Source organism: Chryseobacterium sp. POL2, assembly GCF_011058315.1.
Classification (GTDB): domain Bacteria; phylum Bacteroidota; class Bacteroidia; order Flavobacteriales; family Weeksellaceae; genus Soonwooa.
Genome location: NZ_CP049298.1, coordinates 2,112,707 through 2,137,574 on the forward strand (window position 1 = coordinate 2,112,707; position 24,868 = coordinate 2,137,574).

Genomic DNA, 24,868 nt, shown 5'->3' on the forward strand with positions numbered 1-24,868 from the left:
TATTTCTTCTAATTCGTCTTTTCTGATTGCGTTACAGGCTGTTCTTTTTTCTTAATATAAGCTTCTAATTTAGGATCTTTAGAAAGTAAAACTTTTTGTGCACGGTCAATAATATTGTCTAGCTCGCCTGTCGCCGTGTAATATGTATAACTATTGTTAAAAGTCTTTGCTGAGACTTTATACTTTTGTAGAATAAATTTGGTTTCGCCTTCTTTATTATCTTTATGATTAACCATATAGCTTTGGTCATTAACGGCAAAGTCTGCCATGATAGCCGCCATATTGTCTTTAGAAATAAGATCTTCTGGCTTATCTATTAATTTAGAACAAGCCATCAAAGTCAACAATAAAAAAAACGCCCATTTTTTCATAAGATTATAACTTATTGAAAATGCTTTTTAATTTTAAATCCAAAACCCCGAAAATGGCTTCTTTGATAATACCACCATTCATTTTGCTTTCGCCTTCGGTACGATCTGTGAAAATAATGGGAACTTCTTTGATTTTGAATCCTTTTTTGAAAGCACGGAATTTCATTTCTACCTGAAAGCCATAGCCTTTTAATTTCACATTATCTAAACCAATACCTTCCAAAACGCGTCTTGAAAAACAAACAAATCCCGCTGTGGTATCATGCACGGGAATCCCTAAAATAAACCGGACATATTTTGACGCAAAATAAGAGAGCAACACGCGTGACATTGGCCAATTAACCACATTAACACCTTTGCTATAACGCGAGCCTATCGTCATATCGGCCTCGAGGCAAGCTTCATATAAACGCGGCAAATCCTTTGGATTGTGTGAGAAATCGGCATCCATCTCAAAGATATAATCGTAGCCATTTTCTAATGCCCATCGAAAACCATGTATGTAGGCTTTGCCTAAGCCATCTTTAACTTTTCTAACACTAAGATGTAATCTATCAAGATATTGCACTTGTAAAGATTTAACAATATCCGCCGTTGCATCTGGTGAAGAATCGTCCACAACCAAAACTTCAAAATCGCCTTCCAAAGCCATAACTGCCGCAATGATGCGCGCTATATTTTCTTTCTCGTTATAAGTTGGGATGATGACAAGTTTCTTCATTAAAAAAAATCAATGTGCAAAGATAGTATTTTCGACGCATACAATAATCTTATGCGACCAAAATCAATTAGCAGTATTTGGCTTTGATTATTTCCTTATTTTTGCAAAAAATCTGCTGTGGTAAGATTGTATGAACAACATGACTGGGTTATATTTTGCATTTTAGGTTGTGTTTTTATCTTCATTTTCAGTTTTATATTCCTGCATCGCGATGCTACGATTAAGGAGTTTTTGCTTTTGAAACAAGATGAAAGCAGCAATATTGTATTGTCTTGGCTGATGACTTCTGTTGCTTTTTCGATAATGGTAAGTGTGACGCTTTCGCAGTTTCTACCTGTTATTCCACAATTTATCGCGGATTTACAACTTGGCGGTTATACTTTAAATAAATTCGGGCTTACACTAATAAGTATATGTTTGTTTTTTACTACTAAAAGTATTCTGACTTACTTTTTCTACACCAGTTTGGGCTACAACAAGTTGTTAGTTAACCTTTATATGTTAGCAAATAAGTTCTATTTTTTGGGAACAATAATCCTAATTATCACCTCTTTTACATTTTTTTATTTCCCAATTGACGGCTTAAAATTTCTTTATATCACAATTATTTCTGGAATATTTTTATTTATTTTAAAATTATTCTTGTATTGGTTTAACAAACCTCAAATAATGCCAAACGAATGGTATTATAAAATTTTGTATATTTGCACCCTCCAAATTGCACCCCTAGTTGTGCTTTGGAAATTTCTTTTTAACTAATTATTAAAAGACTTCAAAAACACATGAAAATTAAGTCTATTTTGGTTTCGCAGCCAGCTCCAAAAGAATCATCCCCTTATTTGGAAATTGCGAAAAAAGAGAAAATAAAAATTGATTTTCGTCCATTTATTCACATTGAAGGCGTTGATGCTAAAGATTTACGAACTCAAAAAATTGACCTTTCTCAATATACGGGTGTTATTTTCACGAGTAAAAATGCGATTGACAACTATTTTCGTCTAGCACAAGATATGCGTTTCACTGTACCAGACAGCATGCGTTACATTTGCCAATCAGAGGCAATTGCTAATTTTATGCAAAAACACATTGTCTATAGAAAACGAAAAATCAGCTTTGGCGAGAAAACATTCTCTGATCTTTTACCATTACTTAAAAAACACAGTACAGAAAAATACCTTCTTCCTTCTTCAGACGTTCTTAACGACGACATCCCAAGAACATTGGACAGCGCAGGTGTAGAATGGACACGTGCTATTATGTACAGAACTGTGTGTAGTGATTTGACAGATATTGATATTAACGACTACGATATGTTGGTGTTTTTCAGCCCACAAGGTATAAAGTCTTTGAAGCAAAATTTCCCCAACTACGAGCAAGGCGACAAAAAGATCGCGGTTTTTGGAACAACCACACAAGCTTCTGCGGAAGAGCACGGCTTTAGAGTAGACGTTATGGCCCCTACGAAGGAAGCACCTTCAATGACGATGGCTATCGAAAAATATATTAGAAGTTTGAATAAATAACAACAAACTTATTTTGAAATCTATAACCACTTGTCCTATTTTGGAAGGTGGTTTTTTTATTAATTTAGAACTTTATTTTCTCTATGAAAGCACCTATAGCAAAGAAAATTAATCATAACATTGAAAAACATCAAGACCAACGTAATGACGTTTATTACTGGATGAATCAGCGTGAAAATCCCGAAGTCATACAATATTTGGAGGACGAAAACAAATATGCGGATTTCATAATGGACGATACGCAGAGCTTCCAAACTGAATTATTCGAAGAGATGAAGGCGCGCTACAAAAAAGATGATGAGTCGTTGCCATATTTTTTCAACGACTATTGGTATATTGTTCGATACGAAGAAGGCAAAGAGTATCCTATTTTCACAAGAAAAAAAGAAAGCCTGGACAATGCCGAAGAAATTCTTTTGGATGCTAATCTTCTTGCAGAAGGTTTAGAATATTTTGAAATCGCAAGCTTAACAGTTAGTCCAAACAACAAACTCCTCGCTTATTCTTTTGATAAAGTTGGTCGCAGAATTTATGAGATTAATTTTAAAAATCTTGAAACTGGTAAAACTTTTGGTGATAAAATTGATAACAATACAGGGAAAATTGTTTGGGCAAACGACAACCAACATGTTTTTTACATCACCAAAGATGAAAGCCTAAGAGCTGATAAAGTTTTCCGTCATCAATTAGGCAACAACAATGATGTTTTGGTTTATCATGAACAAGATGACACTTTTGATGTTGGCCTGTTCAAGACCAAATCTTTAGACTATATTTTCATAGCAACCTCTAGCACCAACGAGGACGAACAACGCTTTATCCCAGCAAACAATGTACACGCAGAATGGACCATTGTACAACCAAGAACAGAGGATTTAGAATACTCGGTGGAGCATTATGGCGATTTGTTTTACATCATCACCAATGCTGATGATGCTACCAATTTTAAAATCGTAACAACCTCAGTTACAAAACCCAGTATCGAAAATTGGGAAGATTACATTCCGCATCGTGAAGAAGTTTTATTGGAGGGTTTTGAAATTTTTAAAAACTTTTTCGTTATTGAGGAAAGGGAGCAAGGTCTTTTACAAATCAAAATCATCGATCATAGCAATAACACATCCCATTATTTAGAATTTTCGGATCCCACATATACGGCTTACATCGGAATCAACCTTGAGTTTGATACCAAAATTTTAAGATATGGTTATACCTCTTTGACCAAGCCCAATTCCACATTCGAATATAATATGGAAACACAAACTTCGACTTTACTAAAGCAACAAGAAGTTTTGGGCGGAACATTTAATTCTGAAAATTATATTTCTGAACGACTTTGGGCAACCGCACGCGACGGCAAGAAAATTCCGATATCGCTAGTATATCATAAAGACACCAAAAAATCCGAAAAAACCCCTCTATTATTATACGGTTATGGAAGTTACGGCGTAACCATCGATGCTAGTTTTTCGAATGTAAGATTATCGCTTTTGGACAGAGGTTTCATCTATGCAATTGCCCATATCCGCGGTGGCGAATATCTTGGTCGCGAATGGTACGAAGACGGAAAAATGCTCCAAAAGATGAACACCTTCACCGACTTTATCGATGCTGGACAATATTTAACCAATATTAATTACACTTCTCCAAAACATCTATATGCCATGGGCGGAAGCGCTGGAGGACTTTTGATTGGCGCTGTGATTAACATGCAAAGCGATCTTTTCCACGGTGTTGTGGCGCAAGTACCTTTTGTTGACGTGGTTACCACCATGTTGGACGACAGCATTCCTTTAACAACGGGAGAATATGACGAATGGGGTAATCCAAACGATGAAGAATATTACCAGTATATGAAGTCTTATTCGCCTTATGATAATGTTGCGGCACAAGATTATCCGCATTGCCTTATCACCACAGGATTTCACGACTCGCAAGTACAATATTGGGAACCTGCAAAATGGACGGCCAAACTACGCGACATGAAAACCGACAACAATATTTTAATCTTCAAAACCGATATGTCGTCTGGTCATGGCGGCGCCAGTGGAAGATTCGAAAGCTTAAAGGAAATTGCATTAGAATATGCTTTTCTACTAAAAATTGATAAAATGAACTAATATGAATGAAGCAGAATATTGGAAAAAAATAGAATCATTTTTCGAGACCCAATTTGATACCGAAAAACATCCACCTATAGAAACCATGCTTTTTTTAATTGGCGTGCAAGAACTTGGCAGTGGGCAACAGAAGTACACCAAAGACGACAAGCTTAACCTTATCCATATCGCGGTTTGCAGACTTTTGGAACCTTTTGGTTATTTTAAGTTCACGCATTACATAGATGGTTGGCCACAATATGACATTTTGGATGATCTTCCAGAGTTAAAACCCAATGAGCAAAGCATTTTAATGAAAAAAGCAATCATACAATATTTCCAAGATGAGGAAATTTTGAATGACTAAGTCACAGTTTTTCAACTCATTCTAATTCGATACATTTACAATTCACGAAAAAATGTTAAAAAAATAAGATTTAAGAAACAAAATTTATTTTTTTAGCACAATATTTGTTATGTCTGTATGGAATCGTTTAATTTTAACTTTTCAAAAACAATTCAATGAACAATAAATTCATTCCGATTATCTCTGTATTTATGACGATTTCTTTAATAGTTTTCGTCTCTTTACAATTGTATTGGATTAAAGAATTATATGGTGCGTTAGAGCAAGATTTTTCCAACAAAGTATATTCGGCTTTAGAAACCTCTTCCCAAAAAGTACAAGAAATCGAGGTTGACAAATATTACAACCAGAATTTCGCCAATTTAAAAAGCGAGATTGTAAGCAGCAACCAACCCACGCAGACCTACATCCAACAGACCAAAGACTCAGCTAACAGAACCTCTATATTGTTCCAAAAAAGCATTATCGAAAAACAGCAAATTCCGATTTCGAAACACGGTGACTCACTTAATATCACCAAGTTGTACAAAGACGAAGGACTTTATAAAATTAAAAAACAAACGCCAGAACCACTGACTTCACAAATTAGTAAAGACCTGGACAACAGCACTTTTCAATTAAAAGAATTTGCAAAACTCAATGGTAATAATCTTCCGATTGAAAAACGAGTTGATAACAAAACAATAGATTCTGTCCTGACAAAAGAACTAAAATTAAAAGGTATCGACACCAAATTTGGTTTCGGTATTATTGACAAAACCAACAAGTTAACAAGCCTTAGTAACAACACCTATCTGGATCAAAAGGACAAAACCAATTACACTTATCCACTTTTTACAGACAGCAAAGATCATACGTTGTACACCTTGGCATTGGTATTTCCAAGAAAAGATTACTCTTTGGTAAGACATAATCTACCGATGTTGGTGGGGACTTTTGTTTCGTTATTAACAATTTTGGGCATTTATATTATTTCCATTAATTATATGATGCGTCAGAAAAAAATTGCAGACATCAAAACAGATTTCATCAACAATATGTCGCATGAGTTCAAAACCCCATTAGCAACGATTTCTGTGGCAACAGACTCTTTATCAAACGACAAAATAGCAACGGATGCCGACAAAGTTAAATACTATGCAGGCTTGATAAAGCAGGAAAATCTAAGAATGAAAAAGCAAGTAGAAAACGTTCTAAACATGTCAAAACTAGAACGCAACGAAATGCAATTGTTTTTAAAAGAAACCAATGTGCGTGAGTTGATAAAAAAAATTACAGAATCTTTTAGGCTAATTGTTGAAGAGAGAAACGGAATTTTGAGCACCAACTTTACCGCCGAACAATATAATTTTAAAATTGATGAATTCCATATTTCTAATGCTTTGATTAATCTCCTAGACAACGCGAACAAATATTCGCCAGATACTCCGAAAATCAACATCAAAACCAGAAACGAAGGCAACTGGTATGTTATCGAAATTTCCGACAAAGGCATGGGAATGGATGCGGAAAATAAAGCTCGAATTTTTGAAAAATTCTTCCGCGAAGAAACCGGAAATATCCACAACGTAAAAGGACAAGGTCTTGGTTTGTCCTATGTTAAAAAGATTATAGAAATCCACAAAGGACAAATCCTAGTGGATTCGCAAAAAGATAAAGGCAGCACTTTCACCGTAAAACTGCCAATGGGTTAAAGAAATAAACAATACAATAAAGGAATTAGTTTTCCAATAACCATTAAATAATAAAGCTATGAGCAACAGAATATTATTAGTAGAAGACGATCAAAGTTTTGGTGCAGTATTAAAAGATTATCTTAGCATCAACAACTTCGAAGTTACATTAGCCACAGACGGCGAGATGGGCCTAAAAGAATTCACAGAAAAAGAATTCGACATTTGCATCTTTGATGTGATGATGCCTAAAAAAGATGGTTTCTCATTAGCAGAAGATGTCAAAAAAATAGATAAAAACACACCAATTATTTTCTTAACGGCACGTAATATGCGCGAAGATATCCTGAAAGGTTATCAGATTGGGGCGGATGATTATATCACAAAACCTTTTGATACGGAGCTTCTTTTATACAAGATTAAAGCAATTCTGCAACGCAGTGCTGTTTTGGAAAACGAAGATCAGGAACAGTTCAAAATCAGTGATATTTTCTTCGATTCTATGTTAAGACAATTGCGTGTAGGCGATAAAGAATACAAACTTTCTCCAAAAGAAAACGAACTTCTTAAACTACTTTGTCTTCACAGAAACGACTTTATGCCAAGAGATTTAGCACTTCGTAAAATTTGGAAAAAGGAAAACTATTTCACCGCCAGAAGTATGGATGTGTATATCGCTAAACTGAGAAAACTTCTTAAAGATGATGAAGGTTTAGAAATCATCAACGTGCATGGTGAAGGTTTCCGATTGCTAGTTAAAAACTAAATCTTTGAAAAAGATATAAAATATAAAAGCCCTATTAAATAATTGGGCTTTTATATTTTTGACATTTATACTAAACTATTAAAGTTCTTTTTGCAATACAACAAATGCGGGGAAGTGGTCACTATAACCGCCTGTAAATCTATCGCCATCCCAAGATCTCAAAGGGTAACCTTTCCATTGTCCTTCGGTAGTGATTAAGTATGAAGGCGCATAAACTTCTGTTTTGAAAATTGAGTAAGTTTTTGTAAACTTCTCTGGTGAATAAACATTTCTTGAAACAATAATCTGGTCAAACAAGTTAGGAGCATCACGATATGCCAAAGATGCTACACCTGCTTTGTAAAGTCTATACATCAAGTTATAATAAGGCTTGCTTTCTGAAAGATCGCTTGGATTTTCAACAGCGCCTAAGTGTTTTTTCAAACTTGGGCTAACAGGATCATCATTAAAGTCACCCATCGCAAACAATTTAATTCCTGGATTTTCTGCTGCAACTTTATCCATTTCTGCTTTTAAGGTTTGTGCTGCTGCGTTTCTTTTTGCCTGAGAAGCCGCTTCACCACCACTTCTTGATGGCCAGTGATTCATAAAAACGGCGATTTGCTCACCATCAAGATAACCAATAGCTACAACTATATCACGGGTGTACTGACGACTTCCATTATCGTTATAAGCTTTTATCTCTCTTTTATAAGAATTGCTTAATGTAAATCTATTTTTCTGATAAATAATAGCAACATCAATACCTCTGGCATCGTAAGAATTATAATGCACAATTTGATAATTGTCTTTAGCTAAAGCTGGTTCTTTAATAAGATCTTCGATAACTTGTCTATTTTCCACCTCAATAAGTCCAACAATGGCAGGGTTGGTATTGGTAAACTTACGACCAAGCTCAGAAATGACTTTTGCTTCGTTGGCTAATTTTTGTTTGTAAAACTTAGTTCCCCAATTTTTGGAACTTTTCGGTGTGAAATCATCTGACAAAATCTGGTTACGAACAACCTTTTTCCCTTTTAATAACTCATCACTCCATTCACCTTTATAAACTTCTGTCGTTTCAAGATGTTTGATGGAATCAATTGGTATACTTCTATGGAATGCAGGATTGGATTCTGCTAATGTTCCATTTATGTAATCAGCAGATTGGATGGTATCCCAAAGGTTTTCCACATTTAGGAATCCTATTGCTGCTCTTTTAACTTGTTTCTGTTGCGCATAATTTAAAACAAAACAAAATAGAGTTGTAACGAATAAAAACTTTCTCATTTTTTCAAAAAATTTTGGGAGGTAAAAATAGATATTATTTTTTATATAAAAATTATATTCCGTTAATATCGACACAAAATGGTGAATTTATCATGTTTTGAAAAAGCTTCCCTACCTCTTCGAAACAATTGATTATGAATTTATTAACAATTAAAAGTTAAAATGGTTAAATTTGTCAAAAATAAGATTAAATTTGTTGCCCCTTTTAAAATTATCAAAATAGGGAAGAATTAAATAGTTTGCTATGATAAAAAAATTATCCTTAATCTCATTGTTTACATTGCTTCCTGCATCTTTTTACTATGCCCAAACAACGGTTTTTGCATACGTAAAAGACCAGGACGGAAAACCACTTGAGAGAGCAGATGTTGATCTTGCGCAGTCTTCTGATGACTTGACAGCTGATAAAATTGGATATTTCCAATTTGTTGATCTTCAACCAGGCCATTATCAAATTACAGTTTCAAAATCAAGCTACGAAACTAGAGTAATCACTTTTGATGTGGCATCTGGAGAAAAAAGAAAGGACCTTGGTGTTATAAAATTAAACTATGCGCCTAGCAGTGATGCGGGTATTATGGTTATTGATGATTCTGCAGGTGATTCTGATGACAGCGGATCGTCTATGCAACCCACTGTTGGTTTGCTTAATTCTGGTAGAGATGCTTTCCAAAGTGTTTCTGCATTTGAGCTTGGTGCATATTGGTTCCGCCCGAGAGGTGTAGATAACCGTTATGAAGACATCTACTTCAACGGTGTTTCTATGTCAAAAAACGACGATGGTAAAATTGATTTTAGCAACTGGGGAGGTCTTAATGATGTAACAAGATATCCTTACGAAAATGCCGATAATATTACGCCTTCAGAATATACATTTGGTAATTTGGGCGGTGTTGTATATTATAACACAAGAGCAAGTTCGTATAGAAAACAAACATCATTAGCTTATTCTTTCACTAACAGAAGTTACCTTCATAGAGCAATGGCAACTTATTCGTCTGGACTTTCAAAAAGCGGATGGGCATTTACCTTCTCTGGAAGTAGAAGATGGGCGGAAGAAGGCTCTATTGATGGCACACAACAAGATGCTTACGCATACTTCGGATCCATCGAGAAGAGATTCTCTGACAGACATGCTATTAACTTAACGGCATTCGGCGCGCCTACAATGCGTGCTTCTAATGCTCCAAACACGCAGGAAGTCTATGATCTTATGGGTAAAGATTACAACTCGTATTGGGGATGGCAAGATGGTGAAAAAAGAAATTCTAGAATTAGAAAAGTATTTGAACCAATGTTTATGTTAACCGATTATTTAAAAATTGGCAAAAATTCAAATTGGGTTAATACAGTATCTTACCAAATTGGTAGCGATGCTAGAGGGCGTCTGGACTGGTTCCGTGCCGCTGACCCTAACCCAACTTATTATAGAAAATTACCAAGTTATGGTGTCTATACAGCAGACGAGTTCAGAAATAACGCTCAGATAGATTGGATGTCTTTATACAGTGCCAACTACCTTAACCGTCAAGACATGGCAGGTGTTGATAGAGGAGCTGTATACTCAATCGTTGAGGACGTTAACAAAGACAAAACGTTTAACTTCGCATCACACTTTGACACCAAATTATCTGGAAACTGGAAACTGAATGTTAACTTCAATTATCAAAATTTAAGATCTGATAATTTTAGAAGAGTTAAAGATTTATTAGGTGCTAACTATGCTAATAATCTTAATGCTTTTGATAACGATGTAAGATATAATATTGATAATGAAAACACCCAAGTTAAAGAAGGTGAAAGAACTCAATATTCTTATAAATTACTAAGAGATTCATACGCGTTGAATATTTCTTCTGAAGTTGACTTTACAAAGTGGAACGTGGTAGCTTCAATATTCTCTTCATATAACGAATCTCAAAGAGATGGTGATTACAGAAGTAATAGATTCCAAAATAATTCTAAAGGAAAAAGTGCAAAGTACACTTCTTTAGATGCTGGTATCAAAGCTAAGATTACTTACAAAATCAATGGTAAAAACTTTATCGTTTACAACGGAGCATTCTTTAGTTTAGCACCAACGCTTAACGAAATATACATCAACCCAAGAGTTGTAGACTTCCTTACGCCAGGTGTAGAAAATCAAATGATCAACTCTAATGATTTGAGTTATATTTTGAGAGGTCAAATTCTTAAACTTAGATTGTCTGCTTATCATACAACGATTAATAACGCAACTGAAATCTCTAGATATTATGCCGACGTTAATAGTGGTACGGGTACATCGCTTAGTACACTTGTAAACGAAGCCATGACTGGTGTTAACAAACGCTATATGGGTGCAGAACTTGGTTTTGATGTTAAAATCACACCAACCCTTAATGCATTAGGTGTTGCCAGTGTAGGAGAATACAAATACACGAACAATCCGAATGTTGCGACATTTGACGATATTAACGAATTTAGAGGTCGTTCGGTTTGGGGACAAGCAAATGTTAAAGACTATAAAGTTGCTGGCACACCACAAAAGGCCTTCTCTTTTGGTCTAAAATATAACTCACCAAAATTTTGGTGGATTGGTGCATCCGCGAATTATCTAATGGATCAATACCTTGATTTCTCTGCGCTTAACAAAACGCCTTACATGTACACAAACCCAGAAACGGGTGACAATTATGAAGGTGTAACACCAGAGAGCATCCAATTAATCACAGCACAAAAGAAATTTGACAATCAGTTTATGTTAAATGCTAATGCAGGAAAATCGTTCCGTTTTGGAAAATACAGAATGGGATTAAGTGTTTCTGTTAACAACATTCTTAATAACAGAAACTATGTAACTGGAGGTTTTGAGCAAGGTAGAAACGTTAACTTCGTAGACGCACTACAAGATACACAAAGAACAACACCTTTCTTCGGTCCAAAATTATGGTATGATAGAGGAAGAACTTTCTTTGCTAACGTATATTTAAGATTTTAATAAGATTTAGATATGAAAACAAGTACTAAATACATAAAACACATATTCTTCATGGTTTTTGCAACGTTCATACTTGCAAGTTGTGTCCATGATGATAAATATGACAATCCTGACATGTCAAATTACCAATGTCAAGATTTAACAAAGACCATGACTTTAGCAGAACTGAAAGCTAAATTCACAGGAAACGCTAATAAAACCTATTATTTCCCTAAGGATTCAAAAGACATTATCGAAGGCTATGTATCTTCAACTGATGAGACGGGTAATATTTATAAAACCATCTACATTCAGGACGCACCAGAAAACCCAACTCATGGTTTTACAATTAGCGTGAATGCAGTAAGTACATATACCAACTATCCTCAGGGCTCTAAAATTTATATTAAACTAGCAGGTTTAGCTGTAGGAACTTACGGTGGCGTGGTACAGCTAGGTGTTAAAGATGCAACTGTTGCAGATCCAGCCAATACAAACATTGTAGCAAGAATTCCTGAAACAAGTGTTCCAAAAAGCATTATAAGATCTTGCGCAGCCAAAGTTAACATCGTACCGAAAGTGATAAAATTCACAGACATGAAGGCGGATAACGACAACTTAATCGGTTGTTTGATCCAAGCAGACAATGTAGAATTTGACAGTAAAGCCTTATGTACAAGCTTTGCCCCAAATGGACAAACTGTTGACAAAGCGATCAATCAAAAAGATGGCAATACAGTTACATCAAGAATTGTTAGAAACAGTGGTTACGCATCATTTGCCAACTTAACAATCCCTGCAGGTAACGGTAAATTCGTGGGTATTTTAAGTAAATACAATACGACCTATCAAATGTATATCAACAAGGTTACTGATTTAAAAGAGATGACCGAATTCCCTCGCATTGACGGGATGACTTCTGATCCTTGTCAATTCAACCCAACCAACTTAACTGCAAAAACTGTTGCAGAAGTTAAAAGACTTATTTCCGGAAATGCACTTACAGAAATTAAAGATGATATTTATCTTAAAGCTAAAGTAACGACAAGTGATGCTACAGGTAACTTCTTTAAATATATTTATGTTGAAGATGCTACAGGAGGTATTAGAGTTAACATTGACAAATCAAATATATACCTTGATCCAAGATTCTACATCGGCAAAGATGTTATTATTAAACTAAAAGGTCTTTATATTGGAGATATTTCTGGAGAACTACAACTAGGCTCACCGTTTGATGGAAAAGTTGGTAGAGTTGCAGAAGTTGATATTTACAAATATTTCTTCGATTCTAAAGAGCAAGCAACTGCTGTAACACCCACAGAAAGAACAATTACACAATTAACAGCTGCAGATGTTGGTAAATGGGTTAAATTAAAAAATCTTGAATTTATAGACGCAGATTTAGGTAATACTTATGCAGCGGGTTCTGTAACCAATAGAACACTTCAAGATTGTAATGGCAATAAAATCTTATTAAGAACAAGTAATTTTGCAGATTTCGCTGGTGTTCCTTTAGATGAAGGTAAAGGTGACGTTTATGCAATTGTAAGTGTTTTCAATGGTGTGTATCAATTATGGATCAACAATCTTTTGGGAGCTGACCTAGACGACCCACGTTGCGACGGAACTGTCCCAGTGAAGTATAACACGGTTTTCGCAGACGGTTTCGACACTTTAGCTAACTGGACTGCGGTTAACGTAACAGGAAGCCAAGTTTGGACAACAACAACTTTTGGAAACCCAAGACCAAGTGCTTATATGGATGGAAACAGACAACTTAACGAAGACTGGTTAATTTCTAAAGCAATTGCAATTGATAATTTCAGTGATGTTTTCTTCACCTTTGAAACAGATGGTAGGTTTTCTGGTAATCCTCTGGAAGTATATGTAACAGAAAACTACACAGGTGATGTTGGTACAACAACTTGGACAAAATATCCAGGAGCAGTCTTTGATACAGATCTTAGCAACTTCTCTGGTTTTGTAAATTCTGGAAGATTAAGTTTGAACGACTTTAAAGGTAAACAAATCAGAATTGCATTCAAATACACCTCAATTAGTGGTTCTTCTACAACTTGGGAACTAGACAATGTAGCAGTTAAAGGTACAAAGTAAGTTTTTGAATCCTTAAATTCTAATAAATAAAAACTCCCTCGAAAATTCGAGGGCACTGAAAAAGTTCAGTAAAAAAAGAGTAAAAACTATAATGTTTTTGCTCTTTTTTTTTTGTATCTTAAATGAGTATTTCAAGAGTTAAATGATGTTATTACAGCAACAAAAAATGCAATTGAGTTCCTATACTGAGTTGTATGATCTAGTCGTTCCAAAGGAAAATCTACTTCGTAAAATTAATGAACTGATTGATTTTTCCTTTATCTATGAAGAGCTTTTGAATAAATATTGTTTAAACAATGGGCGCAATGCAGAAAGTCCAGTTCGGATGTTCAAATATCTGCTTTTGAAAAGCATTTACACCGTTTCTGATATGGATGTGGTGGAGCGATCTAGATATGATATGTCGTTCAAATATTTTTTGGAAATGACGCCCGAAGAAGATGTTATTAATCCCAGTTCTCTTACAAAATTCAGAAAATTACGCTTGAAAGACACCGATTTATTGAACCTTTTGATTGGTAAAACCGTAGCGATTGCTATCGAAAAAGGCATCATCAAATCCAAATCCATTATTGTAGATGCTACGCATACTTTGTCGAGAAGCAACCCATTTTCTAGGATAGAAGTGCTTCGGGAGCGCTCCAAACTGCTTCGCAAAACCGTTTATCAGTTTGATGAAGAATTTAAAACCAAAATGCCCTCAAAAAATATTGAAAATGATGTAAAGAAAGAATTGGAGTATTGCCGAGAACTTGAAAAGCGCATTAAAAATGAAGCCTCTATCAGTGAAATCCCTGCAGTAAAGGAAAAATTAAATCTTTTGAAAGAATTAGTGGAAGATACTGATGAGCAAATGATTTATTCAAAAGATGCAGATGCTAAAACAGGTCATAAATCTGCTGACAGTTCATTTTTCGGTTACAAAACACATATTGCAATGAGTGAAGAGCGGATTATTACGGCAGCTGTGGTAACTTCAGGAGAAAAAGGTGATGGTCCAGAATTGCCACAATTGCTAGAAATAAGTCAAGAAAACGGAATGGAAGTGGATACGGTTATTGGAGATTCTGCCTATTCTGGAAAAGAAAATCTGAAAATAGCCAGTGCGCAAAACATCAAAGTAGTCGCTAAATTAAATCCCTCTATTACTCAAGGTTTTCGAAAAGATGAGGATAAATTTGATTATAATAAAGATGCGGACAGATTTGTATGTCCTGCAGGGCATTTGGCGATACGAAAAGCCCGACAGAACAGAAAAAATGTAGGCAAAAACCAGGTTGACACCTATTATTTTGATACCGAAAAATGTAAAGTTTGTCCTCTAAAAGAGGCTTGTTACAAAGAAGGAGCAAAATTCAAAACCTACTCGGTTTCCATTAAATCAGACTTGCATCAAGACCAAATGCTTTTTCAAGAAAGCGATGAATACAAGGAAAAATCGAAACATCGCTATAAAATAGAAGCCAAAAACAGCGAGCTGAAAAATGTACATGGTTACAATAGAGCCATTGCATATGGCATCGAAAATATGCAAATGCAGGGAGCAATGACTATTTTCGCCGTTAATTTGAAGAGAATACTAAAATTAATGTAGAGCAATGGTCTCTTAATGCTGTCATTTTATTATAGATCATCATCGCATTGAAATTAGCGGTAAAAAAATTCCAAAGATTTGAAATCGAAAAAAAATAAAAGAGTTTATTGCGCCGCAATAAACTCTTTTATTTAACTCAAATTAATGAGGTTTTTCAGTGCCCTCAAAAATTCGAGGGAGTTTTTTTATATATAATCAGCATCTTCAAGATTAGGCGCTTTCTTTCGAAATTTATTCCATATTTTCCTACCATAAATGATGACTAAAATAACCAAACCAATCGCGAAAATAAATGCTAAAACAGGTAAGGCCAAAGCAAATATCGACATCACACTTGCACCTGCGGTTTCTGTCGTAGCAACTAGGTGATTTCCTACACCACCCGTTGTTGCGGTCGAAGCGACACGCGTGCCAGCAAACCCAGAAGCTATCGTGGCCGCCGTTCCCCCACCTGCTATCAAAGCCAAAGCCCATTCTGAAACACCTCCAATTTCCATGAACTGCGAAGCAAACAATACCGAACCTGCAACAGTCGCCAACGGTATGGAAATACTATCCAAAACATTATCAATATAAGGAATGTAATAAGCCAATATTTCAACTATTGTGGCTACGCCAGTCGTGATAAGCGCAGGCAAAGAAGCCAACCATTCAAAATTATCGTTGGCAGGAATCCAATGAAAATAAGATGCTAAACTTACAGCAAACATCGGTAGAAAAACCCGGAACCCCGTTGCTGCAGCCAAACCAACGCCCACAAAAGCACTGATGATATAAGGGAAAATGTCGGACATAGTTTTATTTTTAAGATTCTAAATCTACAAAAACTATGCAAAGTTTTTCAAAATTATTTTTTGGAATTGAGTAAAGTATTTAACTCTTGTTCAAGCGATTGGTATTTATCTGGCATATTTCTAGACACCCAAAACAACATAATAGAAGCTTTCTCTCCGAACAATTCTACAAACAGACTTTTGTTATGGCGGTAGTATTCTCGCAATAATCTTTTTAGTCTATTGCGGTCAACTGCACTTTTAAAAAACTTTTTTGAAACAGAAACACCAACTTTAGTGTTAGAAAAATCGGCGTTAGATTTTAACACAATTAACCTTACACTTCCAGAAGATATCCATTTACCTTTATTAAAAAGTGAATCGATTTCGGATTTCGATTTTAATTTCTCCGATTTTGGATATTGGAAGTTTGTCATATATTATTTTCGTCCTGTTAAACTGTTGATTACTTCTGCGGCTGCATAGAGTCCAAACAACGCTGGAATATAACTTATGGTGCCATAAAAAGATTTTTTAAAATTGCTTCCGTCTGTTAGTTTTAGGCTGTTTTCATCCTGAATTTCTGTCGAGAAAACACATCGAAAACCTTTGGTAACACCTTCTTTTTTTAAGCGTTTTCTAACTTGCTTGGCGAGAAGACAATTATTGGTTTTGCTGATATCGCGCACCATGACTTTGCTGGGATCCACCTTACCTCCAGCACCCATCGCAGAGACTAATTTAATTTTATTTCGGCGACAGGTTTTTATTAAACTCAATTTAGGTGTCAGCGAGTCGATGCAATCCAATACATAATCAAATTTCTCCGAAACAACAAGCTCTTCCATTCGTTCTGGACTAAGAAACTCGTTGATACGAACTAAATCCAGTTTTGGGTTAATATCCATAAGTCGGTCGCCTACAACATCTATCTTGTGCTTCCCAACTGTCGAATGCAGAGCTGGCAATTGCCGGTTAACATTTGTAATATCAACAGTATCGCCGTCTGCAATATGCAAATGTCCAACACCCGCTCTGGCTAAAAACTCCGCTGCAAAAGACCCTACGCCTCCTAATCCTACAATCAATATTTTTGCATTATTCAGAAGATGGAGACCTTCCTCTTTCAATAAAAGTTCTGTCCGTTCTAGCCAAATTTCACTCATTTTTAAAAATAAAATTTAAATTCTTCTGTATTAGATTTTGTAATTCTGAAATCTCAATATTTTTCAGCAAAGCGGCTTGTTGAAAAATTTCAGAAATACCGATATCCGAAATATCCGTTTCAAGAAAAAAACGATCCGCGGGACAATCTCTAAAAACAGATTGCAAAGATAGGTTTTCCAACAAAGATTTTCCAAAACTTAGATAAAAACCATGAGTTAATAATGATTTAGCGATATTTTCTTTTTTATTAAACCCATGGACAATCATTGGTACTTTTGCATATTTTGAAAACCGCAACAATTCGGCATGTTTTCGAACACAATGGATAATGACGGGTTTTTTAATATCATTTGCAATCTGTATCTGAGTTTTAAAAACCTTTTGTTGCAACTCCTCATCAATCTTTACCAAAGCATCTAGCCCACATTCGCCAATCGCAAGACAATTTTTATCTTTTGCTTTTTCTTTTATCCAGTCCAACAATTTGGGATAATCTTTGTCAATGTCTTTGGGATGAAGTCCTACGGAAAAACATTTGAAATCGTCATTAGAAAACAAATCCAAATTATAAATCCCGAAGCGCCCCGAATGATGGTGATGAAAATCAAAAAAATCCATAATTCAAAGATAATTTAATGAATTGAAACCGAACTTGTTCCAATCAAAAAAAATAACTTATTTTTACAATCAATATGGTTAAGAAGAAATTCACGGATAAGCAGAAAAAAATCTTGGATGTCGCAGAAGAACTTATCGCGATAAAAGGTTTTGACGCCACTTCTGTGCGTGACATATGCAGCAAGGCAAACATCAATGTGGCGATGATTTCGTATTACTTTGGGTCCAAAGAAAAAATGATGTCTTTTTTATATCAGTACCGCGTGCAACGATCCAAAGAAAATTTCTCAGAATTTGCCGAAACCATCAAAGATGGTAAAGCGGAAATGCAAATGAAGGAGATCATTAATTATATTGTCGGATTATTTTTCAAATACAATTATTTCCACGGTTTCGTAACACAAGAGATTCGCGTCAACGATTTAATAAAAGACGACTTATTAGACTTTTATAACATTTGTGTCACTCGATTTGAAGACATTATAAAAAAAGGTATTGTGACAGGAGTTTTCCATAATGCACCAAAATCCGAAGACATTCTTACAAACATTATCGGCTCCACACTTTTTGTGATTCGTAATAAAAATTTTTATGAGTTATATTTACCTAGCACCACAGAAAAAAACTATTTAATTGAAGCAGAAAAAAAAGTAAAATCCAATCTTTTGCAAACAACTTTTGCACTTCTAGGCTATGAGTTGTATGCATAATTATTTTTAATCTAAAAAATTCTGTAAATAAAGATAATTTCTGAGCGTCAAACGTTAATATTATCATAATAATAAATCCTGTTATCAAAAAAGTTTTATTTTTGCAAATCGTAACGTTGAACTTGTCAACATTACATCATCCTTATGAAGAAATTAATTATTGTTGCGCTAGCATCAAGCCTTATATTATCATGTAATCGCGAAATGGATCGTGCGCTAAAAAGTGCCGACAAAGATTACATCTTGAAAACTGCAAATGAAAAATTTGCAAAGAAAAAATGGAGCGATGCTATTGCTTTATACGAGAGGGTTTCTAACCTTGTCGCTGGTACAGACGAATTCCCGAATGTAGGATTCAACACCGCATTTGCTAATTATTACGACAAAAATTACAAATTGGCTGGACATCAGTTCAAAAACTTTGCCGTATCTTTCCCACAAGACCCACGTCGTGAAGAAGCCGCTTACATGTCCGCAATATGCTACTATCAGGGCTCTTACGACTACAACTTGGACCAAACCAATACGCAATCAGCAATTAATGAACTTCAGGAATTCTTGAATAATTATCCAGATTCTGAACGTTCTAAAAACATCCAAACCATGTTGGACGAATTAGGCTATAAGTTAGAGTTCAAAGCTTATGAAAATGCACGTCAGTATTTCAAAATGGGAGAATATCTTGCTGCAGACGTTGCATTTGACAATGTTTTGGAAGATTTTCCAGCAACAAAACTTAGAGCAAAAATTTTAGATTTTAAAATGAAGTCTAAATATGAACTGGCCTTGTTTTCAATGCCAGAAAAAAAGAAAGATCGTTTAGACAATGCAATTGCCTATACCAAAACAATTGAAAAAGAACTTCCCAATACCGATTATGCTAAAACAGCTTTAGCTTTTAGACCAAAATTGGAGGAAGAAAAAGTAAAATTCGAAAAATTGGTTGCAGATGCTGAAAAAAGACAAGCAGAATTCGCGGCCAAACAAAAAGCTGAAGAAGAAAAAAATGCCGCTAAAGACCAACTGAAAAAAGAAGAAAAAGAACAAGATGCTACCCAAAGAAGCATCGAAAAAGCGAGAAAAGACAGCGCTACAGTTAGTGATCCTAACTCGACTTTCAGAATAAGAAGATAATTCGTATATTTGCAAATCTAAATAATTTCGCACAATGAGTGTAAAAGATACTAATGCGCAGGTTAATACCATTACCTACGACAGAAACAAAATCGAAAACAAAGTAGGCAGCATCTACGAAGCCATCGTTATTATGGGCAAAAGAGCGGAGCAAATAAATGCTGAAATCCGCACGGAGCTTCACAATAAACTGGATGAATTTGCAGTGCACAACTCTACTTTGGAAGAAGTTTTTGAAAATAGAGAACAAATCGAAATCTCTAAACATTACGAAAAACTTCCGAAACCTACATCTATCGCTATTCAAGAATGGCTAGATGATGAAATCTACTTCAGAGAAACTGGAGAGAAAAACTAAAAGAATACATCTTTAGATAAACAAAAACCACAGAATATTCTGTGGTTTTGCTATTTTATTTTTTGATATTTTTGTTAAGTTAAAAATCACGGATATGACTCTTTCTGGAAAGAAAATTTTACTCGGAATTACTGGTGGCATCGCAGCCTACAAAATGAATTATCTTGTAAGAGAACTCCTAAAAAAAGGAGCAGAAGTACAAGTTGTTTTAAGCCAAGCCGCAACAGATTTTGTAAGCCCTTTGACACTTTCCACACTTTCCCAAAAGCCAGCATTGGTCGATTTTTACAACCAAGATAAAACATGGAATAATCATGTTGATTTAGCACTTTGGGCAGATCTTCTTTTAATTGCGCCTTGTACAGCCAACACAATGGCGAAGATGACAACTGGCCTTTGCGACAATCTTCTCATGGCGATTTATATGTCCGCAAAATGCCCTGTAATGATAGCACCTGCTATGGATTTGGATATGTATCAACATCCTTCTACGCTTAAAAATATGGCAACATTAGAAAGTTTTAATCATACAATTATTCCTGCTGAATTTGGTGAATTGGCGAGCGGTCTAGTTGGACAAGGCCGTTTGGCAGAAAACGATACAATTTTAAAACATATTCAATCTATTATTGAAAAAGAATCTGAAGATCAAAAATTAAAAGGAAAGATTGTCCTTATCACCGCTGGTCCAACTTACGAAAACATTGATCCAGTCCGTTTCATCGGAAACCACTCATCAGGGAAAATGGGTTATGCCCTGGCCGAAGAAGCGGCTTCCCGTGGTGCAAAAGTGATTTTAGTTTCGGGACCATCCCAACTAAAACCACAACACGACAATATAGAACTGCATCGTATAACGTCGGCTCAACAGATGTACGACGAAGTTTTCAAATATTACGAAAAAGTCGATATTGCCATTGCCAGCGCTGCCGTTGCAGACTATGCGCCAAAAACTATTGCTAAAGAAAAAATCAAAAAAAGCGACTCGGAATTTAGTATTGAATTGGTCAAAAATAAAGATATTCTTTTGCAAATGGGAAAAGAAAAACACCATCAGTTTTTGGTTGGTTTTGCTTTAGAAACTCAGAATGAAGAGGAAAATGCTTTAGCAAAACTGGAGAAAAAAAATCTGGATATGATTGTTCTTAACTCATTAAGAGATGAAGGTGCAGGTTTCCAAAACGACACCAACAAAGTCAAAATTTTTACAAAAGATGAAAAAAAGGTATTCGATCTCAAATCTAAAGAAGATGTTGCGGTCGATATTCTCAACTTGGTGGAAGAAAAATTAAAACTTTAAGCTTTTTACATAAGAAAGCCTTGTTTTCAGCGTTTTTTATTCAATCTAAAAGTGTATTTTTACGTTTCAAAGTTTAATTATCAGAATGAAAAAGTTATTCAGCATATTTATTTTATTAATATTTTCAAGTTACGGACAATCTCAGGAGTTATTAGCCAACGTGCAAATCAACTATCAACAAATAGGAGGAAGTAACGTACAGACCTATAAAACATTAGAAAAATCTTTAAAAGATTTCATCAACAATACCTCTTGGACTGGAAAAAGACTTCAAAATTTTGAAAAAATAAAATCAAATTTTGCAATTGTAATTTCGGAAAGAGCAGGAAGTACTTTTAAAGGAAGTATCGTTGTACAAGCGACACGCCCTATTTTTAACTCACAATACGACTCACCGCTTATTAACTTTAATGATACCAATTTCGGGTTTGAATATAACGAAAACGAAAACCTGGTGTTCAATGAAAGACAGTTTTCTGGGAAAAATTTAATTGACGTAGTAAGTTTTTATGTGTATGTAATTTTGGGTTATGATGGTGATAGTTTTAAAGTAAAAGGCGGTCAACCATGGTTTGATAAAGCTTTGAAAATCTCCCAAAATTCGATGAATAACAACTATGCAGGTTGGTCGCAAGTTGAAGGTCTTAGATCTCGTGGCGCATTGATTGATGCCATCCAAAACGAGAACAACTCTACTTTGAGAAATGCATTCTATACCTATCACAGAATTGGTCTTGATAATTTGGCTAAAACCGACCAAACGCCCGCTAAGAAGAATATTGCTGATGCGTTGCTGACGTTGAAAGTTTATGAAAACAACTTCCAAATGAATCCTGCTTTCAACCTTTTTATCGATACCAAGAAAAACGAAATATTCAGCATTTTTGACAGCAACAACAACGGCTCTGTCAATATGAATGATCTAAAACAATTGATGTCGATGTTCGCACCAAATGAAATTGACACAAAATGGAATAAGTGGAAATAAGCGTTCACAGACGAAAATTATTTTATGCTTTCAAGAATTATAATTCAGAATTTTGCGCTGATTGACCATCTTGACATCCAGCTTCACAAAGCAATGGAAGTCATAACAGGAGAAACTGGTGCGGGAAAATCTATTATACTGGGTGCTTTGCGCCTTATTATGGGCGAACGCGCCGATCTAAAATCCATTAGCAACACCGACAAAAAATGTCTTGTAGAAGCACATTTCAGCATTAAGGAAGATTTTAAAAGCTTTTTTGATGAACAAGATTTGGACTTCGATGTTGACACCATTATTCGTCGTGAGATTTTGGCAAGTGGAAAATCACGCGCTTTTGTCAACGACGTTCCTGTAACGTTGGATATTTTGAAAGACTTATCTTCGAAACTTATTGACATCCATTCTCAGTTCGAAACGTCGCAATTATTTACCGAAGATTATCAGTTTCAAATATTAGATTCGGTATCAAAGAATCAAAAAGAGCTAGAAATTTATCAATCAAATTTCAGTCAATATCAAGCATTAAAACGTCAACTTCAAACGCTGAAACAGCAATTTGCGGAGGCACACAAAGAGGCAGATTATAAAAATTTCTTACTCAATGAGCTGAACGAATTGCAGTTGGATCAAATTGATTTTAAACAACTTCAAGATGAATTAAGCCTGCAAGAAAATGCAGAATTTATATCGGAAAATTTAGGTCAAATCATCCAGAAGTTCCATCAGGAAGAACTTGGTGTACTTTCACATTTTTTGGAAGCGAAACAAAAACTTCAAAAAATAAGCGATGTTTCACCAAAGTTTGAAGAACTACAAAAACGTTTTGACGAATCTTATTTTGAAATTAAAGATATTCTTCAAGACTTAGAATCAGAGCTTGAAAAAGTTGAGATAGATCCTGCAGCTTTGGCAGAAATGCTACAACAAACCAATCTGATAAACGCTTTATTTCTAAAACATCAGGTTACAGAGGTCGAAGCTTTGGTAGGAGTCCGAAACCAATTGGAAAAAGAGCAATCGGGTTTTCAGCATTTGGAGGAAGAAATCGCAGAAATAGAATCCAAGATTTTAAAACTCGAAAAAACTTTAGAAAAAGAAGCTAAAGAACTTTCGAAACTGCGGGAAAAAGGCACCCCGAATTTGGTTGAACAAATCGAAACTTTATTAAAACAATTAGGTCTGGAAAAGGCGAAAATCGGCATCGAATTAACTGAATCTTCCCAATATAATGTTTTCGGAAAGGAACATATCCAAATCCTTTTCCAAGCCAACTCTGGTTTTCCTATGAAGCCTATCCATACGGCCATTTCTGGTGGAGAACGTTCTCGCGTGATGTTAGCCATTAAGAAAGTCCTGGCAGAACATAGCAATTTACCAACTTTAATTCTTGATGAAATTGATACGGGTGTTTCTGGACGTGTTGCGGAAGAAATTGGAAAAGTAATGTACGATATGGGTAAAAATATGCAACTAATTGTCATAACACACCTTGCACAAGTAGCGGCAAAAGCCGACCACCATTATAAAGTCACCAAAATGGATGTTGACGGATTGACGCGTTCTAACATCATACCACTTAGCGATGACGAACGTCTGCATGAAATTGCACAACTACTTTCTGGAAGTACTGTAACGCAAGCGGCTATTTCCCAAGCCAAAGAATTAATGAATATCTAAATTTATTCACAATAAAAGCTTCCAAAATTTGGAAGCTTTTTTATGTTACTATAGCTTTTATTCTTAACAATATTCGTTATAAGCAGCTTGCAAGTTAGCAGCAATTGCTCCTGCTGGATTACCTTCGATATGGTGACGCTCTAACATGTGTACCAGTTCTCCATCTTTAAACAATGCGATGCATGGTGACGATGGTGGAAATGGTGCTAACAATTTTCTAGCTTCTGCAACAGCTTCTGTATCGAAACCTGCAAAAGCAGTTACCAAATGATCGGGCTTTTTGTCACCTGTTAAAGAATAAACTGCTCCTGGTCTTGCTGCTCCTGCTGCACAACCACAAACAGAATTAATCATTAATAATGTTGTCCCCGACTGCTTAAGCGCTTGGTCAACTTGTTCTGGTGTTGTTAAATCTTCAAAGCCTTTATCGGTAAGCTCTGCCTTCATTGGCATTACTAAATCTGCTGGATACATAATATTTATATTTTAGTTTAACAAAGATATTGATTAATATCGAATTTTAATATTGACTTAGGTTATCAAAATAATGCCAAAAATCTATTGCGACAAAATGGCGTAAAAAACCCAATTCTAAGATTTAGAATTGGGTTCCATTAATCAAATCGATATGCAAAATTTGGATATCCTTATTTTAGTTGTTGGTTGATAATTCTGTTAATTAC

The 24,868-nt window shown here is 35.3% G+C and carries 23 protein-coding genes; 15 read left to right on the plus strand and 8 right to left on the minus strand.

Annotated elements, in window-relative coordinates; translation table 11 throughout:
- Positions 1 to 8: 8 nt before the first annotated feature.
- Entirely contained in the window at positions 9 to 371 is a 363-nt protein-coding gene (locus G6R40_RS09865; protein ID WP_165134723.1) for a DUF4296 domain-containing protein, read from the minus strand.
- Between the two features lie 4 nt (positions 372 to 375).
- Entirely contained in the window at positions 376 to 1,092 is a 717-nt protein-coding gene (locus G6R40_RS09870) for a polyprenol monophosphomannose synthase (protein ID WP_165134725.1), read from the minus strand.
- A gap of 117 nt (positions 1,093 to 1,209) precedes the next feature.
- Between G6R40_RS09870 and G6R40_RS09875 the strand changes: the two genes are divergently transcribed.
- From G6R40_RS09875 to G6R40_RS09900, 6 genes are all read left to right on the plus strand, one after another.
- Positions 1,210 to 1,851, plus strand: coding sequence for a DUF4271 domain-containing protein (locus G6R40_RS09875; protein WP_228455838.1), 642 nt, complete (start codon positions 1,210 to 1,212; stop codon positions 1,849 to 1,851).
- 23 nt (positions 1,852 to 1,874) lie between these two features.
- A complete protein-coding gene (locus tag G6R40_RS09880; protein ID WP_165134727.1) occupies positions 1,875 to 2,615 on the plus strand; it encodes a uroporphyrinogen-III synthase in 741 nt (246 codons plus the stop codon).
- An 83-nt stretch (positions 2,616 to 2,698) separates the two neighbouring features.
- Positions 2,699 to 4,735 carry a S9 family peptidase gene (locus G6R40_RS09885; protein WP_165134729.1) on the plus strand — a complete coding sequence of 679 codons (2,037 nt, stop codon included), beginning with the start codon at positions 2,699 to 2,701 and terminating at the stop codon, positions 4,733 to 4,735.
- Between the two features lies 1 nt (position 4,736).
- Positions 4,737 to 5,081 carry a hypothetical protein gene (locus G6R40_RS09890; RefSeq protein WP_165134731.1) on the plus strand — a complete coding sequence of 115 codons (345 nt, stop codon included), beginning with the start codon at positions 4,737 to 4,739 and terminating at the stop codon, positions 5,079 to 5,081.
- A 155-nt stretch (positions 5,082 to 5,236) separates the two neighbouring features.
- Positions 5,237 to 6,775, plus strand: coding sequence for a sensor histidine kinase (locus G6R40_RS09895; protein WP_165134733.1), 1,539 nt, complete (start codon positions 5,237 to 5,239; stop codon positions 6,773 to 6,775).
- Between the two features lie 58 nt (positions 6,776 to 6,833).
- Positions 6,834 to 7,520: a response regulator transcription factor gene (locus G6R40_RS09900; RefSeq protein WP_165134735.1), complete on the plus strand. Its 687-nt coding sequence runs from the start codon at positions 6,834 to 6,836 to the stop codon at positions 7,518 to 7,520.
- A gap of 78 nt (positions 7,521 to 7,598) precedes the next feature.
- Here G6R40_RS09900 and G6R40_RS09905 read toward each other — a convergent pair whose 3' ends face one another.
- Positions 7,599 to 8,789, minus strand: coding sequence for an endonuclease (locus G6R40_RS09905; protein WP_165134738.1), 1,191 nt, complete (start codon positions 8,787 to 8,789; stop codon positions 7,599 to 7,601).
- Positions 8,790 to 9,033: 244 nt separating this feature from the next.
- Between G6R40_RS09905 and G6R40_RS09910 the strand changes: the two genes are divergently transcribed.
- The 3 genes from G6R40_RS09910 to G6R40_RS09920 all read left to right on the plus strand — a co-directional run bounded on the left by G6R40_RS09910 (position 9,034) and on the right by G6R40_RS09920 (position 15,460).
- Positions 9,034 to 11,769 (plus strand): TonB-dependent receptor, encoded by a 2,736-nt coding sequence (locus G6R40_RS09910; RefSeq protein WP_165134741.1) that lies wholly within the window; start codon positions 9,034 to 9,036, stop codon positions 11,767 to 11,769.
- Between the two features lie 12 nt (positions 11,770 to 11,781).
- Positions 11,782 to 13,866 carry a DUF5689 domain-containing protein gene (locus tag G6R40_RS09915; RefSeq protein ID WP_165134744.1) on the plus strand — a complete coding sequence of 695 codons (2,085 nt, stop codon included), beginning with the start codon at positions 11,782 to 11,784 and terminating at the stop codon, positions 13,864 to 13,866.
- Positions 13,867 to 14,011: 145 nt separating this feature from the next.
- Positions 14,012 to 15,460 (plus strand): IS1182 family transposase, encoded by a 1,449-nt coding sequence (locus G6R40_RS09920; RefSeq protein WP_165137643.1) that lies wholly within the window; start codon positions 14,012 to 14,014, stop codon positions 15,458 to 15,460.
- Positions 15,461 to 15,645: 185 nt separating this feature from the next.
- Here G6R40_RS09920 and G6R40_RS09925 read toward each other — a convergent pair whose 3' ends face one another.
- Genes G6R40_RS09925 through G6R40_RS09940 form a run of 4 tightly spaced genes read right to left on the minus strand, consistent with a single transcriptional unit; the run spans position 15,646 to position 18,018 of the window.
- Entirely contained in the window at positions 15,646 to 16,254 is a 609-nt protein-coding gene (locus G6R40_RS09925) for a DUF4126 domain-containing protein (RefSeq protein ID WP_165134747.1), read from the minus strand.
- A gap of 53 nt (positions 16,255 to 16,307) precedes the next feature.
- Entirely contained in the window at positions 16,308 to 16,670 is a 363-nt protein-coding gene (rnpA, locus tag G6R40_RS09930) for a ribonuclease P protein component (protein WP_165134750.1), read from the minus strand.
- Positions 16,671 to 16,673: 3 nt separating this feature from the next.
- Positions 16,674 to 17,399 (minus strand): ThiF family adenylyltransferase, encoded by a 726-nt coding sequence (locus G6R40_RS09935; protein WP_165134752.1) that lies wholly within the window; start codon positions 17,397 to 17,399, stop codon positions 16,674 to 16,676.
- Complete coding sequence (locus tag G6R40_RS09940; RefSeq protein WP_165134754.1) at positions 17,392 to 18,018, minus strand: TatD family hydrolase; 627 nt, start codon at positions 18,016 to 18,018, stop codon at positions 17,392 to 17,394. Before G6R40_RS09940 ends, G6R40_RS09935 begins: the two co-directional genes overlap by 8 nt.
- A gap of 74 nt (positions 18,019 to 18,092) precedes the next feature.
- On the opposite strand from G6R40_RS09940, the gene G6R40_RS09945 reads away from it, so the two are divergent.
- The 6 genes from G6R40_RS09945 to recN all read left to right on the plus strand — a co-directional run bounded on the left by G6R40_RS09945 (position 18,093) and on the right by recN (position 24,185).
- The gene (locus G6R40_RS09945) at positions 18,093 to 18,728 is read left to right on the plus strand and encodes a TetR/AcrR family transcriptional regulator (protein ID WP_165134755.1); all 636 of its coding nucleotides are present in this window, start codon (positions 18,093 to 18,095) and stop codon (positions 18,726 to 18,728) included.
- Between the two features lie 144 nt (positions 18,729 to 18,872).
- Positions 18,873 to 19,862, plus strand: coding sequence for an outer membrane protein assembly factor BamD (locus tag G6R40_RS09950; protein WP_165134757.1), 990 nt, complete (start codon positions 18,873 to 18,875; stop codon positions 19,860 to 19,862).
- Positions 19,863 to 19,896: 34 nt separating this feature from the next.
- Entirely contained in the window at positions 19,897 to 20,220 is a 324-nt protein-coding gene (locus G6R40_RS09955) for a DNA-directed RNA polymerase subunit omega (protein ID WP_165134759.1), read from the plus strand.
- Positions 20,221 to 20,314: 94 nt separating this feature from the next.
- Positions 20,315 to 21,520 (plus strand): bifunctional phosphopantothenoylcysteine decarboxylase/phosphopantothenate--cysteine ligase CoaBC, encoded by a 1,206-nt coding sequence (gene coaBC, locus G6R40_RS09960; RefSeq protein ID WP_165134761.1) that lies wholly within the window; start codon positions 20,315 to 20,317, stop codon positions 21,518 to 21,520.
- An 85-nt stretch (positions 21,521 to 21,605) separates the two neighbouring features.
- Positions 21,606 to 22,508 carry a DUF4835 family protein gene (locus tag G6R40_RS09965; RefSeq protein ID WP_165134763.1) on the plus strand — a complete coding sequence of 301 codons (903 nt, stop codon included), beginning with the start codon at positions 21,606 to 21,608 and terminating at the stop codon, positions 22,506 to 22,508.
- Between the two features lie 24 nt (positions 22,509 to 22,532).
- Positions 22,533 to 24,185 carry a DNA repair protein RecN gene (gene recN / locus G6R40_RS09970; protein WP_165134765.1) on the plus strand — a complete coding sequence of 551 codons (1,653 nt, stop codon included), beginning with the start codon at positions 22,533 to 22,535 and terminating at the stop codon, positions 24,183 to 24,185.
- 63 nt (positions 24,186 to 24,248) lie between these two features.
- Here the strand turns inward: recN and G6R40_RS09975 are convergent, their stop codons facing one another.
- Positions 24,249 to 24,659 carry a BrxA/BrxB family bacilliredoxin gene (locus G6R40_RS09975; RefSeq protein WP_165134768.1) on the minus strand — a complete coding sequence of 137 codons (411 nt, stop codon included), beginning with the start codon at positions 24,657 to 24,659 and terminating at the stop codon, positions 24,249 to 24,251.
- Positions 24,660 to 24,868 lie beyond the last annotated feature (209 nt).